Raw genomic sequence first — 14,094 nt, 5'->3', positions numbered from 1 at the left:
GGGGTCGACGTTGCACACCGTGGGTGTGCTTTGCACATGGCCGGCCATGTGCAACGTGTGTCGACGGTGTGCAACGTCGAGCCAGGGGCTGCCGTAATTCACCTGACGCCACTCTCCTGGCACCTCCGCCGGGGCTGTCCGCCGCGCTCGTCGCGCCACGCCCGGCGCCGGGCGACACGCCAGTTGATCTCGCTAGACTTGATTCATTCCGGTCTTCGTGCTGGGATCGACCCCGTGCAGAACCCCTCCGAGGTCGAGAGTCTCCTGCGCGGAGCTGCACTTCGGGTCACCGCGCCGCGCAAGGCTGTGCTGTCGGCTGTGCACGATCATCCGCACGCCGACACCGAGACGCTGCTCGCGGCGACCCGGCAGCGGCTCGGGTCGGTCTCGCACCAGGCCGTGTACGACGTCCTGCGGGCGCTCACCGACGCAGGCCTGGTCCGTCGCATCCAGCCGGCGGGTTCGGTCGCTCGTTACGAGGCGCGGGTGGGCGACAACCACCACCACCTCGTGTGCCGCGCCTGTGGTGTGGTCACCGACGTCGACTGCGCCGTCGGAGAGGCCCCTTGCCTGACCGCGTCCGACGACTCCGGCTTCACGATCGACGAGGCCGAGGTCGTCTATTGGGGGCTTTGCCCCGCCTGCCAGTCTCCGCCCTTGGGCCGCTGAGCGCCCTCCCCGAACCCGCGCACCCCACCACCTGGCGCCGGCCAGCGCGACCGGCGTCCCACCGAGGAAGGACCGACGTGTCGACCGAGAACGACAACACCGCGAGCAGGAGCGAGAGCGAGAACCCGGCCCTCGACGCGCCTACCCCGCACCAGTCCGGCCGGCCGCGGACCAACCGCGACTGGTGGCCCAACCAGGTCGACCTGGCTGTGCTGACCAAGACGTCCCGCGATTCCGACCCGCTCGGCGACGACGACTTCGACTACAAGCAGGCCGTCTCCCAGCTGGACTTCGAGGCCGTCAAGGCCGACATCGTGCAGCTCATGCGCACCTCGCAGGACTGGTGGCCGGCCGACTGGGGGCACTACGGCCCGCTGTTCATCCGCATGTCGTGGCACGCCGCAGGCACCTACCGCCAGCACGACGGTCGCGGTGGCGCGGGCGACGGCGCCCAGCGCTTCGCCCCGCTCAACAGCTGGCCGGACAACGGCAACCTCGACAAGGCCCGCCGCCTGCTGCTGCCGGTCAAGCAGAAGTACGGCCGCAGCCTGTCCTGGGCCGACCTGCTGGTGCTCGCGGGCAACGTCGCCCACGAGGACATGGGGTTCCAGACCTTCGGGTTCGCGTTCGGTCGTGAGGACGTCTGGCAGCCCGAAGAGGTCTTCTGGGGCCCGGAGGACACCTGGCTCGGCGACGAGCGCTACAGCGGCGACACCCCGCTGGAGCTCGAGGGGGCGCTCGGCGCCGTCACCATGGGCCTCATCTACGTCAACCCCGAGGGCCCGAAGGGCAGCGCGGACGTCGAGGCCTCGGGCCACGACATCCGCCTGACGTTCGGCCGGATGGCGATGAACGACGAGGAGACCGTCGCCCTCATCGCCGGCGGCCATACCTTCGGCAAGGCGCACGGCGCCGGCAACCCGGACCTCGTCGGCCCGGAGCCGGAGGGCTGCCCGGTGCACTCCGGCGGCCTCGGCTGGAAGAACCAGAACGGCACGGGCAAGGGCGCCGACACCGTCACCAGCGGCCTCGAAGGCGCCTGGACCCCGACGCCCACCCAGTGGGACAACAGCTTCTGGGACACGCTTTTCGGCTACGAGTGGGAGCTCACCGCGAGCCCCGCGGGCGCCAAGCAGTGGAAGCCCAAGGAGGCCTCGGGCCAGGAGCTCGTGCCCGACGCGCACATCGAGGGCAAGAAGAACCCGCCGATGATGGCGACGACGGACCTCGCGCTGATCACCGACCCGGAGTACCGCAAGATCTCCGAGCGGTTCCGCGACAACCCCGACGAGTTCGCCGAGGCGTACCGCCGGGCGTGGTTCAAGCTGCTGCACCGCGACATGGGCCCGGTCTCGCGCTACGTCGGCCCGTGGGTGCCGCAGGAGGTCCAGCTCTGGCAGGACCCGCTGCCGGCCGTCGAGCACGAGCTGCTCTCCGAGTCCGACGCCGCCGAGCTCAAGCGGCAGATCCTGGCGTCGGGTCTGACGGTCGCGCAGCTCGTGCACACCGCGTGGTCGGCCGCCGCGTCCTACCGCGGCACCGACAAGCGCGGTGGCGCGAACGGCGCCCGGCTGCGGCTGGAGCCGCAGGCGAGCTGGGCGGTCAACGCCGGCACGCAGGAGGTCATCGCGAAGCTCGACGAGGTCCGCGCGGCGTTCGGCAAGCCCGTCTCGCTCGCCGACACGATCGTGCTGGCCGGCACCGCCGCGGTGGAGAAGGCCGCCGCCGACGCGGGTGTGACCGTCACCGTTCCGTTCAGCGCGGGCCGGACCGACGCCTCGCAGGAGCAGACCGACGTCGAGACGTTCGCCTTCCTGGAGCCGCGCGCCGACGGCTTCCGCAACTGGATCGAGCCGGGCCAGAAGCTCTCGCCGGAGACGCTGCTCGTCGACCGCGCGTACATGCTGGAGCTCACGGCGAAGGAGCTGACCGTGCTGGTCGGCGGCCTGCGGGTGCTGGGCGCGAACACCGGCGCCACGCAGCACGGCGTCTTCACCGACCGGCCGGGAGTGCTGTCGCAGGACTTCTTCCGCAACCTGCTCGACCTCGGGGTCGAGTGGAGCACGTCGGTCGACGACGAGGGAGTCTACGAGGCCCGTGACGCCCAGGGCACCGTGGTACGCACCGCCACCGCGGCCGACCTGGTCTTCGGCTCGAACTCGATCCTGCGCGGCATCGCCGAGGTGTACTCGGCCGACGACGCGAAGGAGCGGTTCGTCCGCGACTTCGTCAAGGCGTGGGACAAGGTCATGAACCTCGACCGGTTCGACCTGCGGTAGATCGCTCCGCTGACGACGCCCCGGCCCGCCCCTGTGGCGGCCGGGGCGTCCGTCGGTTCTGGACCGCCCCCGACCGCCGCCGGGTCGAGACACCGGAAGGCCCCGACGACCGCAGCTGACCAGGTGTGGGGCACCCGCCCGACCTATGGATCGAGCACCGGGAACATCCGTTCATGAGCATCGCTCGACCAGTCCGCCATCAGCAACGTGGCGTCGTCCTGGAGCAATCCGTGCTGATGGGCGAGGATCGATGCGGTGAGCCTGCGGAGCGTTTCGGGCGCGGGCAGCCGGTCGAGTTCGGCGCGCTCGGTGAAGTCGATGAGCCGTTCCTCGCCGAAGAACTGCCCGTCGTTGTTGCGAGCCTCGGTGATGCCGTCGGAGTAGAGCAGGAGCCTGTCGCCGGGTTCGAGTTTTTCCGTGCCGATCATCGGCGGATGAGCCGGCACCGGTGGGATCCCGAGCGGCGGTCGGGGAGCGGCATCGAGTTCCTTGACCGTGCGGCGGGCGCGGAGCAGGAGCGGCGGGGGATGACCGGCCAGCAGGTAGCGCAGTATCCCGCTGCGGGTGTCGAGGGTGGCGAGCACCGCCGTGACGAAGTTGGTCGGGCCTGGCTGAGCCATGAGGAGTTCGTCGGCGCGGGCGGCCAGCTCGACCAGATCGGTTCGCCCCTCCCGGCGGCCGTGGCGCACCGCGGTTATCGCCAGCGCGGTGGTCTGGCCGGCTTGCAGGTCGTGCCCGACGCCGTCGTAGACCGCCAGGAACGCGTCGTCGGCGTTGACCGAGTAGTCGTAGGCGTCGCCGGCAACCCGGTCGTGCGGCTCGACGAGTGCCGTGACGACGAGCTGCGGGGTGGCGAACGTGCGGGGTGGCAGGAGTTGCCACAGCATCTCCGCGGCCGGCGTGAGCGGCCCGTTCCCGCGGAGCCACCGGAGACGTTCGCTGTAGGGCATCTTGGAGACCGTGATGTGACCGAGCAATCCCGACAGGGCCCAGCACCGTTGCCGCAGCTCTCTGCTGTCGGCGACGTGCGGCATGAGCCCGATTCGGACCACGCCGACCCGATCGGTGCCGTCGAGCATCGGTACCCACAGGTGTTGTCGGCCTTGGGCATCGGTCCCGCGCTGGATCTCACCGAGCTGGTACGTGCGCCCTGCGACGGTTCCCTCCACGTTGATGCGTGCTGATGTTCGAGGGCGGATCGGGATCAGCTGGCGCTGGGCGATGTCGACGATCAGCACCTCGGCGGTGAGTCCCAGCGGTTGAACCGCCTGGTGCGCCGTGGCCGAGAGCTGATCGCCGGTCACGAGGTGCGAGTCGTTGATCAGCCCGGACAACACTTCGGCCCATGATGCCTGCGGGACTCCCATCGCGCGGACTGTACTGACCCGGGAGGGGCGACCCGGTGGCGTGATGGGTTCAGCCGCCGGATCTGGTGCCCGGTTCCGTCGCGACGGAACCGGGCACCTGAGCACGTGTACCCGATCGTGGCGGTACTGACGCTACTTCTTCTTCGCCGCCGAAGTGGTGGTGGGCTTCTTCCCGTTGGCGCCGGGATCGTCGGCTTCCGCCAGCTCGAGCTCCGCGGTGGCCTGGACCAGTTCGAGCAGTTCGGGGTCGAGGCCGGGCGCGAACTCCTCGGGGCGTTCGACGGCGATGTCCATCGGGAAGCCCTCCGGCGCCACCTCGGTGGTCAGCGTGCCGCCGCCGACGCTGGCCGGCGCCTCGCCCCGGTAGATCTTCCCCGCTTCGGACAGGTTGTCGGCGCTGAACGTGAACTGCTTGAGGTGCAGACCTTCCGCCAGCAGCTTCTTGACCTCGGGGAAGCGTTCGGCGTCGGTCTTGGGGATCGGGAGGGCGGCACCCCAGTTGATGCCGAGCGACTCCAGTGCCTTGGCGTAGGCGTTCTCGTGGGCCTGGTCGCGGACGATGAGGTAGGAGATCGTCGCGCGGGCGGTCTTGTTGTCGGTCATCTCGTAGATGCGGCATTTCTGCAGCCGGCCGGTGGACTCGAGCATGAGGTTGTACAGCAGGTCCAGGACGAGGTTGCCGCTGTTGTAGACGTACGAGCCGAGCCACGGGTTGCCGGCGGCGTCGACCGGCAGCGCACCCTGGGCGCCGACCAGGTAGTGGTGGATGTTGCCGGCCCCGAGCGCGGTGTCCAGCGGTGTCGCCCCACCCTTGCCGGGCTCGTCGACCGGCTTGGTCGCCGCGCCTTTGTACTGCGGTGCGCCGTCGGTCAGCCGTGCGATCGTCGTCGCGATCAGCTCGACGTGCGCGATCTCCTCGGTGCCCACTCCGTAGAGCAGATCCTTGTAAGGCTTGCCGGCCGCGCCCCGGAAGTTGAACGCCTGGAACAGGTACTGCATCATCGTGCGCATTTCGCCGAACTGTCCCCCGAGGCCTTCCTGCAATGCGTTGGCGGCGGCCGGGTCGGGTTCGTCCGGGACGATCTCATTGATCATTCGTTGCACGTGCATGAACATGCGAGAACCTCGATCTCTGCGGAGAGCTCGGAATTCGTCGCCGGATGCTTGACGACGCTGCCCACGCATACCCGGCACCGGATCGGCCAAACGAGAGGCTGCGGTTACCCGTCCTGCCCGGGGGCGAGGAGCGCCCAGACCGTCGTTCCGTCGGGACGAGCCGAGCTGCCGAGGGGGCTTCCTGACGGGAGGCCCGTCGGCGACGACTGCGCGCATCGAGATGCGCCGACCGGCGGCCCGAAGTATTTTCTGCGGGTATGGAGCAAGCTGCGGATGCTCGAATCGCAGAGGCGTTCGCCAACGTCGCACGGCAGCTCCAGGGCCAGGGTTCACCGAAGAAGGTCCTGGCCCGGGTCACGTGCGCGGGCGTGGAGATGGTCGGCGGATGTGACCATGCTGCGGTGTCGATCGTGCGTCGGAACGGTCGGATCGAGACGGTTGCGCCCACGGACGGGGTGCCTCCCGCGGTCGACGCGGTCCAGCACGAAGTGGGGCAGGGGCCCTGCCTCGACGCGATCGCGGAGCACGACACGTACCTGATCGACGATCTGGCGACGGACGCGCGATGGCCTTCGTTCAGCCGGCGCGCGTTCGACGCGACGGGTGTGCGGAGCATGCTGTCGTTCCAGCTGTTCGTGGAGGAAGACACGATCGGGGCGTTGAGCCTGTACTCGCGGTCGGCGGCGGCGTTCGACGCGGACGATCGTGCGCTGGGCACGATCCTCGCCACGCACGCGGCATTGGCGGTGCGTGCGGCCCAGGACCGGGAGCGGGCCGCGAACCTGGATGTGGCGTTGGTGTCGAGCCGGGACATCGGGGTGGCGATGGGGGTGCTGATGTCGGCGGGGCTGGTCAGCCGTGACGAGGCGTTCACGCTGCTGCGTCGGGCGTCGCAGCACCTCAACCGCAAGCTGCGCGACGTCGCGCTGGAAGTCGCCGACACGGGGGAGATCCCGCACCGGCGGACGTGATCTGCGCGCGACCGATGCTCAGGTGGAATCTCCGCAGCGGTGGGCGAACGCACAACTGAAGACCGTCTCGCGGCAGGAGCTGGCGTCCCGACCCCGAACTTCCCCACCGTTTTGCCAATCTGCACGCCTTCCAGGGCGTGCAAGTTGGCAAAACGGTGGGGAAGTTGGGGTGGCATGGGGGCGGGCGGGTCGGGGTAGTCGCGGACGCGGACGAGAAGAGGTGGTCGCTTGCAGACGTTCCTGCCGTACCCCGACTTCGCCGCCAGCGCGGCGGTCCTCGACGAACGGCGGCTCGGCAAGCAGCGCGTCGAGGCGCTGCAGATCCTGCGCGCGCTGACGCGGCCGGGCTACGGCTGGCAGCACCATCCGGCGGTGAAGATGTGGAGGGGGCACCCGGAAGCGGTTGCGGCCTACGGGACGGCGATGTGCGACGAATGGGTCGCGCGCGGGCACCCGGACACGTGCGCGGCGACCATCGCCGCGGATCTGGCTGCCGCCGGCGGCCCGTCGCCGGCCTCGCAGGCGGCGCTCTCGACGACCGGAGCGTTGCCGTCGTGGCTGGGTGACGAGCGCGTGCACCGCAGCCACCGCGCGGCGCTGATCAGGAAGATGCCGGCGCACTACCTGCCCGTCTTCGAGACCACCGACCCCGAACTCCCCTACTTCTGGCCGGTTTGACGGACTCCCGGTGGCAACTTCGGGCAGGGACGTGCGTCTTGTGATCATGGGACGAAGGCTCTGCCGCATCGCGCTCGTGGTCGCTGCCGTCGCGGCGCTCGTCCCGGCCAGCGCCGCGGCCGCCGCGGAGCCCAACTGCGGGATCACGTGGGGGTCGGAGCTGAAGACGGCCCCGGCCCCGGCCCGGGCGACGGCCGGGACCGGTTCGTCGGTGACGGACGTGCGGGGCGAGCAGCAGGCTTGTTTCGACCGCCTCGTGTTCGACGTGCAGGCGGCGGGCCGCTACTACGTCGAGTACGTCCCCGAGGTGAGCGCGGACGCGACCGGTGACCCGGTGCCCCTGCGGGGCGGGGCGTTCCTCGTGGTCGTTGCCGGGAACCCGGCCTACGACGAGGCGTGGAACGTCACCTACCACCCGGCCGACCTCACCGAGATGGTCGACGTCACGGGTTGGCGGACGTTCCGGCAGGTGGCGTGGGCGAACTCGTGGGAGGGGGACACCACCGTGGGCCTGGGTGTCCGCGCGCGCCTGCCGTTCCGGGTGCTGCACCTCGAGGACCCGCCCCGGCTCGTTGTGGACGTCGCGCACCAGTGGTGAGCGGTCCGCGACATGTCACTGCGGGATACGGAATGTGAATCAGGACCACACGTTCGGCCGATTCGCAGGATCCGCGGGCCTCGCTAGCGTCCATGGACAGGCCGTTCGACACGATGGTTCGAAGATCGGATGGTCAGAGCGCAGCCCGCAATTCGCTCGGGGGAGAGAGTTGCGGGGTCGGGCCCGCAGGGTGGTATTCAGAACGGCGAACTTCGGGGGATCGTCGATCACCGTGAGCCTTTGAGCGCTCCTTCGATCGCGGCTGAGTCGCTGCCGGCTGGTTGTCAGGTGTAGAGGGGCGCCTGTGTAGCTGCCGGCTCGGGTGCGGTGTTCGTGCTGGTCAGCGCGGTATACGAGAGCGTTGGTCGATGGCGCTCGGGCAGGCGACGGTGGTGTGCGCATCCGCGCCGATGCCGTCGGTCCATTCGGTGCGCGCTCCGTGGGTGCGGTCCGCCGCATGCGCGCAATCGGTGCGGCTGTCGTGTCGGTGCGACTTGTGTCGTGCGCGCATTCGGGGCATGACCTATTTGCGGGGAAACGGGGTGCGATGAGCAGCGGTGCAACGGTCCGGCGGGAGATCCGCGATTATCCGTTCGAGGTCTTCCGGGGGGATCTGCCGGATGAACTGCTGCAGATGGTGGAGCACGAGAAGGTGAGTCGGGTCCGGTTGCCCGGCGGGCGGCTGGTCTGGTTGGTCCTCGGCTACGACGAGGTGAGCGAGGTGCTCACCGACGTCCGCTTCCGGCGCAGCGGCGGCCCCTTCGACACCGGCGCCGAGGTCACGGACGGCTGCCCGGTCCGCAACCTGGGCATGGACGGCGCCGCGCACGCCGGGCTGCGCCGGCTGGCGGCGCGCGCGTTCACCCCGCGCCGCATCGAGGCGTTCCGCTCCCGCATCCAGGCGATCACCGACGAGCTGCTCGACGCGATGGTGGAGCGCGGCAGCCCCGGCGACCTCGTTGCGGACCTCGTCGTGCCGCTCCCGGCGATCGTGATCAGCGAGCTGCTCGGGGTGCCCGCAGCCGACCGCGAACGCTTCGCCCAGTGGGACACGGCGATGATGGCCGTGGACACCCATGCCGTCACCGAGACCGCGGACCCCACCCGCGCGATGCGCGCCTACCTCGGCGCCCGGCTCGCGGAGAAGCGGGCCGCACCCGGCACGGACCTGCTCTCGGCGTGGGTGGAGGCGCAAGCCGACGACCCCTCGCTGACCGACGAGGAGATCATCGGGCTCGCCGTCACCGTGCTCGTCGGTGGCCGTGAGATCAGCTCGATCAGCGTCGGGATGCGGGCCCTGTTCCAGCACCCCGACGTGATGCAGCGCCTGCGCGCCGATCCCGGCCTCATCCCGCCCGCCGTCGACGAGCTGCTCCGGTTCACCTCGCTCAGCCCGACGTTCTTCGAGCTGACGGTGGTGGCGCCGGTCGAGCTCGGCGGCGTCGCGCTGCAGGCGGGCGACGTCGTGATGCCGTTGCCGTGGGCGGCGAACCGCGATCCCGCGAAGTTCCCGGAGCCGGACCTGCTGCGCCTCGACCGGCCCTGGGGCCAGCACCTGACGTTCGGCACCGGTTCGCACTTCTGCCTCGGGGCCGCGCTCGGCCGGATGGAGGTCGAGATCGCGATCGCGACGTTGCTGCGCCGCTTCCCGCACCTGCGCCCGGCCGTCGAGATCGACGAGCTCCCGTGGCGCCACGAGCGGATCAACTGCGGGCTCAAGGCGTTCCCGGTGGCGTGGGCATGACGGCGGAGCAGCTGCTGCGCGAGATGTCGGACCTGGCCGGTCCGTTCGCCGTCCGGGTCGCCGCCACGTTGCGACTGGCCGATCGGATCGACGAGGGCCGGCACGAGCTCGCCGACCTGGCCGCCGCGACGGGCACGCACCAGGCAGCGCTCGGGCAGCTGCTGCGCTACCTCGTCCGCAGGGGAGTGCTGGCGGAGACGCGGCCGGAGCACTTCGAGCTGACCGACGTCGGCCGGCTCCTGCGCGACGGCGGGCCGATCGGACGGCGGCAGTGGCTCGACCTCGACGGCCTCGGCTTCCGCATGGACATGGCCTACGCCGGCCTGTTGCACTCCGTGCGCACCGGCGAGCCCGGCTACGCCGCGGTGCACGGCCTCACGTTGTGGGCGGACCTGGACGAGACGCCTGCGGCGCGCGAGTACTTCGACGCGTTGATGCGCGCCGAGCAGCGGCGCACCGCACCGCAGGTCGCCCGGCTCGTCGACTGGGCCGGCGCCGCGACGGTGCTCGACGTCGGCGGCGGCAACGGTGGGCTGCTCGCCGAGGTCCTCGCCAAGCACGGCCACCTGCGCGGGGTGCTGGTCGACCGCTCGGCGTCGCAGGTCGCGGCCATGTCGACGTTCACCGAGATGGGGGTGGCCGAGCGGGCCCGGTTCGTCGCCGCGAGCTTCTTCGAGCCGCTGCCCGAGGCGGCGGACGTCGTGGTGGTCTCGCGCGTGCTCTCGGACTGGCCCGACGCGCCCGCCCGGACCATCCTCGGCCACTGCGCCGCCGCGGCGCCGCGGGTGCTCGTCGTCGAGGTGCTCCAGACCGGCCAGAACCCGCACTTCGACCTGAACATGCTGGTCACCGTGGGTGGCCGGGAACGGACGGTCGCCGAGTTCGAGCAGCTCGCCGGCTCGGCGGGGCTCGCCCTCGCCGACGTCCTGCGCGGCGCCGACGGCCTCGTCGTCCTCGACCTCGCCGCCCGCTCATGACCATCCTCATCCGGACGGACCACCCGACGGCGACCCGGTCCGAGCGGCTGCTGCGGGCGGAGATCGAGCGCCGGTGGCCGGCCGGTGCCGACGACCTGACGGCGCTCGGCCGCTACGCGCTGTTGCCGCCGGGGAAGCTGCTGCGACCGCTGATGACGCTCGCCTGCGCCGAGGCGGTCGGCGGCGATCCAGACGACGTGCTGCCGGCCGCGCTGGCGATGGAGTACGTGCACGTCGCCACGCTGGTGCACGACGACATCATCGACGGCGACGACGTGCGGCGGTCCCGTCCGTCGGTGCACGCCGCGCACGGTGTGCCTGACGCCATCGTGACCGGCGACCACCTGATCTTCGCCGCGTTCGAGGCCATCGCGACCAGCTGTTCGGCCCGGCTGCCGGCCGGTGCCACGGCGGCGGCGGTCACGGCGCTCGCCGCCGCGGGCTCGGACCTGTGCCGGGGGCAGGTGCTGGAGTCGCGGCTGGTCGGGGACCCGACCGTGGACGTCGACAGCTGCCTCGCGGTGGCCAAGCTGAAGACGGGTGCGCTGTTCCGCGCGGTCTGCGAGGTCGGGGCGCTGCTCGGTGGCGCCGACGGGGCGCTGGCGACGCGGCTGGGGGAGTACGGCGAGCTGCTCGGGATCACCTTCCAGATCCGTGACGACCTGCTCGCGTGCACGCTCACCAGCAGCGCCTCGGGCAAGCCCGTCACCAGCGACCTGGCCAACGGCCGCCCGACGCTCCCGGTGCTGCTGGCCTACCAGGCGGCCGAGCCGGCCACCCGCAGACGACTCGCGGTGGCGCTGACGCGCCGCTCGGCCCGCCCCGGCGAGCTGGCCGCGTTCCGCGCGATGCTTGCCGAGACCGGCGGGCTGGACCTGGCGCGGGAGCAGGCGGCGCACTACGGGGAGCAGGCGCTCGCCCGGTTGGGCGCGCTCGACCCGTCGGGGAGCCGTGACGTGCTGGAATCCGTGGTCACGTGGGCGGCGAGGGCCGACCCGTGACGGCGCCGGCGGGGTCTCGGGCGGGTCGGGTCATGACCGCGGCGCTCGCCCATGTGGAGACCTGGCGGCCGTACACGGTCTGGTACGTCGGGCTGCTCGGGCTGGCCGGTGCGGGCCTCGCCGGTGAGCACCGGCCGTGGTGGCTCGCCGTCGCGTGGGCGACGCCCACCCTCGGCTGGCTCGCCGCCCACTACCTGGGCGATTACCTCGACCGCAACCTCGACGCCATCGGCAAGGCGCACCGGCCGATCCCGTCCGGCCGCCTCGCCCCGCGAACGGCGCTCACCTGCGGGGTCGCAGGGATGATCGCCGTCGGCGCGCTCGCCACCGCGGCCGGCTGGGTGACCGGCCTGATCGCCGCCGGGGCGGTCGCGGGTGTGCTCGCCTACAGCGGGTGGCTCAAGGCGAACGGCCTCGCCGGCAACCTGGTCCGCGGGCTGCTCGGCGCGCTCACGCTCCTCTACGGCGCCGCGATCGTGCCCGCGTTCGACTGGCGTGTGCTGGTGTTCGCCCTCGCGTTCTGCCTGCACGACACCGCGTCCAATGTGGTCGGCACGTTGCGCGATGTCGTGGGCGACCGGGCCGGCGGCTACCGGACGCTCCCGGTGGAGCGCGGCACCGCGGCCGGGGTGTGGACGGCGGTTGCGCTCTACGGGCTCGCCGTTGCAGCTGCCGCGGTCGGTGGCCGCCTGCAGCCCGCTCACCTGGCCGTACTGGCGGTAGTGGCCGCCGTCGGTGTTCTTGCCTTCGCGCCGCTGGTGCGGCTGCGTGCGGCGCTGCCCGCACGGGTCGCCCTGCGCGCGCACGAGGTGCTGGTGCTCGAACGGCTGGGGCTGGCGGCCGCCGTCGTCGGGCTCGGCATCGGGCCGGTGCCCGCGGTGGCGCTGCTGGTGCCGATGGTCGCGCTGACCTGGTGGACCCAACGCCGGATGCGGACGTGGTACGAGCTGGGCCCGCTGGACGGGCCGGAGAGGACTGCCCGCGATGAAGCCTGAACCCCTCCTGGACGACCCCGGCCTGCGTGAAGGGCGCGTGCGCGCGGCCATCGCCGCGGGCGCCGACGAGTTGTTCCGGCGGCAGCAGGCCGACGGGGCGTTCGGTGACGACCCGCCGGCGTCGACGCTGGGCACCGCCGGCGCGATCACCGCGCTGCACGCCGCCGACCCGGCCGGTTCGGCGGCACTGATCGCCGCCGGCGCGCGGTGGCTGCGCGAGGTCCAGCACGACGACGGCGGCTGGGGCGGGGTCGTCGGCGCCGGCAGCGAGGCGGTGGCGACCTCGGTCGCGGTGGCCGCGCTGCAGATCGTCGCGCCGGACGGGAGCGTGGCCGCGATCGAGCGCGGCCGTGCGGGGCTGGCCGCGCTGGGCGGGGTCGCCGCCGTCACCGATCTTGCTGTTGCGCACCTGTGCGCGCAGTTCCAGGTGCTCGCGGGGTTCGCGCCCGCGGCGAGCCTGCGCCGGCTCCCGCTCGAGGTCGTGCTGGCCGGCCCGGTGCGCCGCAGGCGGATCTCGTTCCGCACCGCGCCGTTCCTCGGGCTCGCGCTGATGCAGGCGGCGATCGACCCGCCGGGCCGGGTGCGCCGGTTCACCAACCGGCTGGCCGTGCCCACCGCGCTGCGCCTGCTCGACGCCGTGCACCAGCACGAACAGCGGACCGGCGCGTTCAGCGAGGACCCGTGGCCCGCCGCGCTCGTGTGCCTCGGGCTCGCGCGCGCCGGCCGGGCACCCGGCATCGTCACCGCGATCGTCGGGTTCCTGCGCCGCTCCGTGCGGCCCGACGGCGCCTGGGACGCGGTGTCCAACCTGGATCTCACGCGCTCGGCGTTCGCCGCGACCGGGCTGCTCGCGGCGGGCTACGGCCTGGACCAGCGGCTCGACCGCACCCGCGACCTCTTCCACCGCACCCAGCAGCGCGATGCCTTCACGGTGCTGGCCTGCCCGCCGGGTGGGTGGAGCTTCTCCGGCGCGCACGGCTGGCCGGTGACGCTGGAGTCGGCGGAGATCCTTGCCGCGCTGGCCGGCTTCCCGGACCGGGAGCGCGACCCGGTGCTGCGCAGCGGCCTCGACTGGCTGGTCGACCGGCAGGACAAGCGCGGCTCTTGGAGCCTGTGGGTGCGCAACACGAAGCTGGCCAACGACGGCCCGTGCCCGGCGATCACCAGCCAGTGCGTCGTCGCCCTGCTGGAGGCGGGCCACCGGCCCGACGACGACGCCGTGCGCTCGGCGCTGGACTGGCTGCAGACGCAGCAGGCGACCGACGGCACGTTCGAGAACCTCTGGTACCGCGACCACACGTCCGGCACGGCGATGGTGCTCACCGCGCTCGCGACGGCCGGGCGCGGCGGCGGGCCGGTCGCCGAGCGCGCGCGGCGCTGGCTGCTCGACACCCAGCTCGCCGACGGATCGTGGGGCGACGGCGCCGGTTCCACTGGCTCGCCCGGCACCGTCGAGGAGACGGCGTGGACGCTGTCGGCGCTGCTCGCGGCCGGTGTCGCGCCCGGGTCGCAGTCGATCCGGCGGGGGATCGACTGGCTGGTCGACGCCCAGCGCCCCGGTGGCGACTGGCCGGCGAGCCGGGTGTGCGCCTACATCCGCCACCACATGCACTACCCGAACGGTGCGATCACCCGCGGGTCGGCGATCCGGGCGCTCGGCGCGTACCGGTCGGCGGTGGACGGAGGCCCGGCGTGAGCA

The 14,094-nt window shown here is 72.0% G+C and carries 12 protein-coding genes; 10 read left to right on the top strand and 2 right to left on the bottom strand.

All coding sequences use genetic code 11. The features are described from left to right. Positions 1 to 234: 234 nt before the first annotated feature. On the top strand, positions 235 to 669 hold the full coding sequence (locus LL648_RS37625) for a Fur family transcriptional regulator (RefSeq protein ID WP_232667666.1): 435 nt from the start codon (positions 235 to 237) through the stop codon (positions 667 to 669). Between the two features lie 77 nt (positions 670 to 746). Further along, on the top strand, positions 747 to 2,948 hold the full coding sequence (gene katG / locus LL648_RS37620; protein WP_232667664.1) for a catalase/peroxidase HPI: 2,202 nt from the start codon (positions 747 to 749) through the stop codon (positions 2,946 to 2,948). A gap of 143 nt (positions 2,949 to 3,091) precedes the next feature. Here katG and LL648_RS37615 read toward each other — a convergent pair whose 3' ends face one another. Together LL648_RS37615 and LL648_RS37610 are read right to left on the bottom strand one after the other, a co-directional pair. Then, on the bottom strand, positions 3,092 to 4,315 hold the full coding sequence (locus LL648_RS37615; protein ID WP_232667663.1) for a PP2C family protein-serine/threonine phosphatase: 1,224 nt from the start codon (positions 4,313 to 4,315) through the stop codon (positions 3,092 to 3,094). Positions 4,316 to 4,447: 132 nt separating this feature from the next. After that, positions 4,448 to 5,425, bottom strand: a complete 978-nt coding sequence (locus LL648_RS37610; RefSeq protein ID WP_255687323.1) for a manganese catalase family protein — start codon at positions 5,423 to 5,425, stop codon at positions 4,448 to 4,450. Between the two features lie 263 nt (positions 5,426 to 5,688). Between LL648_RS37610 and LL648_RS37605 the strand changes: the two genes are divergently transcribed. The 8 genes from LL648_RS37605 (at position 5,689) to LL648_RS37570 (ending at position 14,091) form a co-directional block, all read left to right on the top strand. Next, complete coding sequence (locus LL648_RS37605) at positions 5,689 to 6,402, top strand: GAF and ANTAR domain-containing protein (protein WP_255687318.1); 714 nt, start codon at positions 5,689 to 5,691, stop codon at positions 6,400 to 6,402. A gap of 228 nt (positions 6,403 to 6,630) precedes the next feature. Continuing rightward, positions 6,631 to 7,080 carry an MSMEG_6728 family protein gene (locus LL648_RS37600; protein ID WP_232667661.1) on the top strand — a complete coding sequence of 150 codons (450 nt, stop codon included), beginning with the start codon at positions 6,631 to 6,633 and terminating at the stop codon, positions 7,078 to 7,080. A gap of 46 nt (positions 7,081 to 7,126) precedes the next feature. Next, positions 7,127 to 7,678, top strand: coding sequence for an AMIN-like domain-containing (lipo)protein (locus LL648_RS37595; RefSeq protein WP_232667660.1), 552 nt, complete (start codon positions 7,127 to 7,129; stop codon positions 7,676 to 7,678). A 547-nt stretch (positions 7,679 to 8,225) separates the two neighbouring features. Next, positions 8,226 to 9,422 (top strand): cytochrome P450, encoded by a 1,197-nt coding sequence (locus LL648_RS37590; RefSeq protein WP_232667659.1) that lies wholly within the window; start codon positions 8,226 to 8,228, stop codon positions 9,420 to 9,422. After that, complete coding sequence (locus LL648_RS37585) at positions 9,419 to 10,399, top strand: methyltransferase (RefSeq protein WP_232667658.1); 981 nt, start codon at positions 9,419 to 9,421, stop codon at positions 10,397 to 10,399. Before LL648_RS37590 ends, LL648_RS37585 begins: the two co-directional genes overlap by 4 nt. Next, positions 10,396 to 11,400, top strand: coding sequence for a polyprenyl synthetase family protein (locus LL648_RS37580; RefSeq protein WP_232667657.1), 1,005 nt, complete (start codon positions 10,396 to 10,398; stop codon positions 11,398 to 11,400). Before LL648_RS37585 ends, LL648_RS37580 begins: the two co-directional genes overlap by 4 nt. 32 nt (positions 11,401 to 11,432) lie before the next feature. Further along, a complete protein-coding gene (locus LL648_RS37575; RefSeq protein ID WP_232667656.1) occupies positions 11,433 to 12,395 on the top strand; it encodes a UbiA family prenyltransferase in 963 nt (320 codons plus the stop codon). After that, positions 12,385 to 14,091, top strand: coding sequence for a prenyltransferase/squalene oxidase repeat-containing protein (locus tag LL648_RS37570; protein WP_232667655.1), 1,707 nt, complete (start codon positions 12,385 to 12,387; stop codon positions 14,089 to 14,091). Before LL648_RS37575 ends, LL648_RS37570 begins: the two co-directional genes overlap by 11 nt. The last annotated feature ends 3 nt before the right edge of the window (positions 14,092 to 14,094 follow it).

This window comes from Pseudonocardia sp. TRM90224 (genome assembly GCF_021245725.1).
Taxonomy (GTDB): domain Bacteria; phylum Actinomycetota; class Actinomycetes; order Mycobacteriales; family Pseudonocardiaceae; genus Pseudonocardia.
This window is presented reverse-complemented; position numbering and strand designations above follow the sequence as displayed.

Bases quoted from the DNA above. Each gene is read 5' to 3' on its own strand.
- LL648_RS37615 (WP_232667663.1), bottom strand. From the start codon at position 4,315: ATGGGAGTCCCGCAGGCATCATGGGCCGAAGTGTTGTCCGGGCTGATC.
- LL648_RS37610 (WP_255687323.1), bottom strand. From the start codon at position 5,425: ATGCACGTGCAACGAATGATCAATGAGATCGTCCCGGACGAACCCGAC.
- LL648_RS37605 (WP_255687318.1), top strand. From the start codon at position 5,689: ATGGAGCAAGCTGCGGATGCTCGAATCGCAGAGGCGTTCGCCAACGTC.
- LL648_RS37595 (WP_232667660.1), top strand. From the start codon at position 7,127: ATGGGACGAAGGCTCTGCCGCATCGCGCTCGTGGTCGCTGCCGTCGCG.
- LL648_RS37590 (WP_232667659.1), top strand. From the start codon at position 8,226: ATGAGCAGCGGTGCAACGGTCCGGCGGGAGATCCGCGATTATCCGTTC.
- LL648_RS37585 (WP_232667658.1), top strand. From the start codon at position 9,419: ATGACGGCGGAGCAGCTGCTGCGCGAGATGTCGGACCTGGCCGGTCCG.
- LL648_RS37580 (WP_232667657.1), top strand. From the start codon at position 10,396: ATGACCATCCTCATCCGGACGGACCACCCGACGGCGACCCGGTCCGAG.
- LL648_RS37575 (WP_232667656.1), top strand. From the start codon at position 11,433: ATGACCGCGGCGCTCGCCCATGTGGAGACCTGGCGGCCGTACACGGTC.
- LL648_RS37570 (WP_232667655.1), top strand. From the start codon at position 12,385: ATGAAGCCTGAACCCCTCCTGGACGACCCCGGCCTGCGTGAAGGGCGC.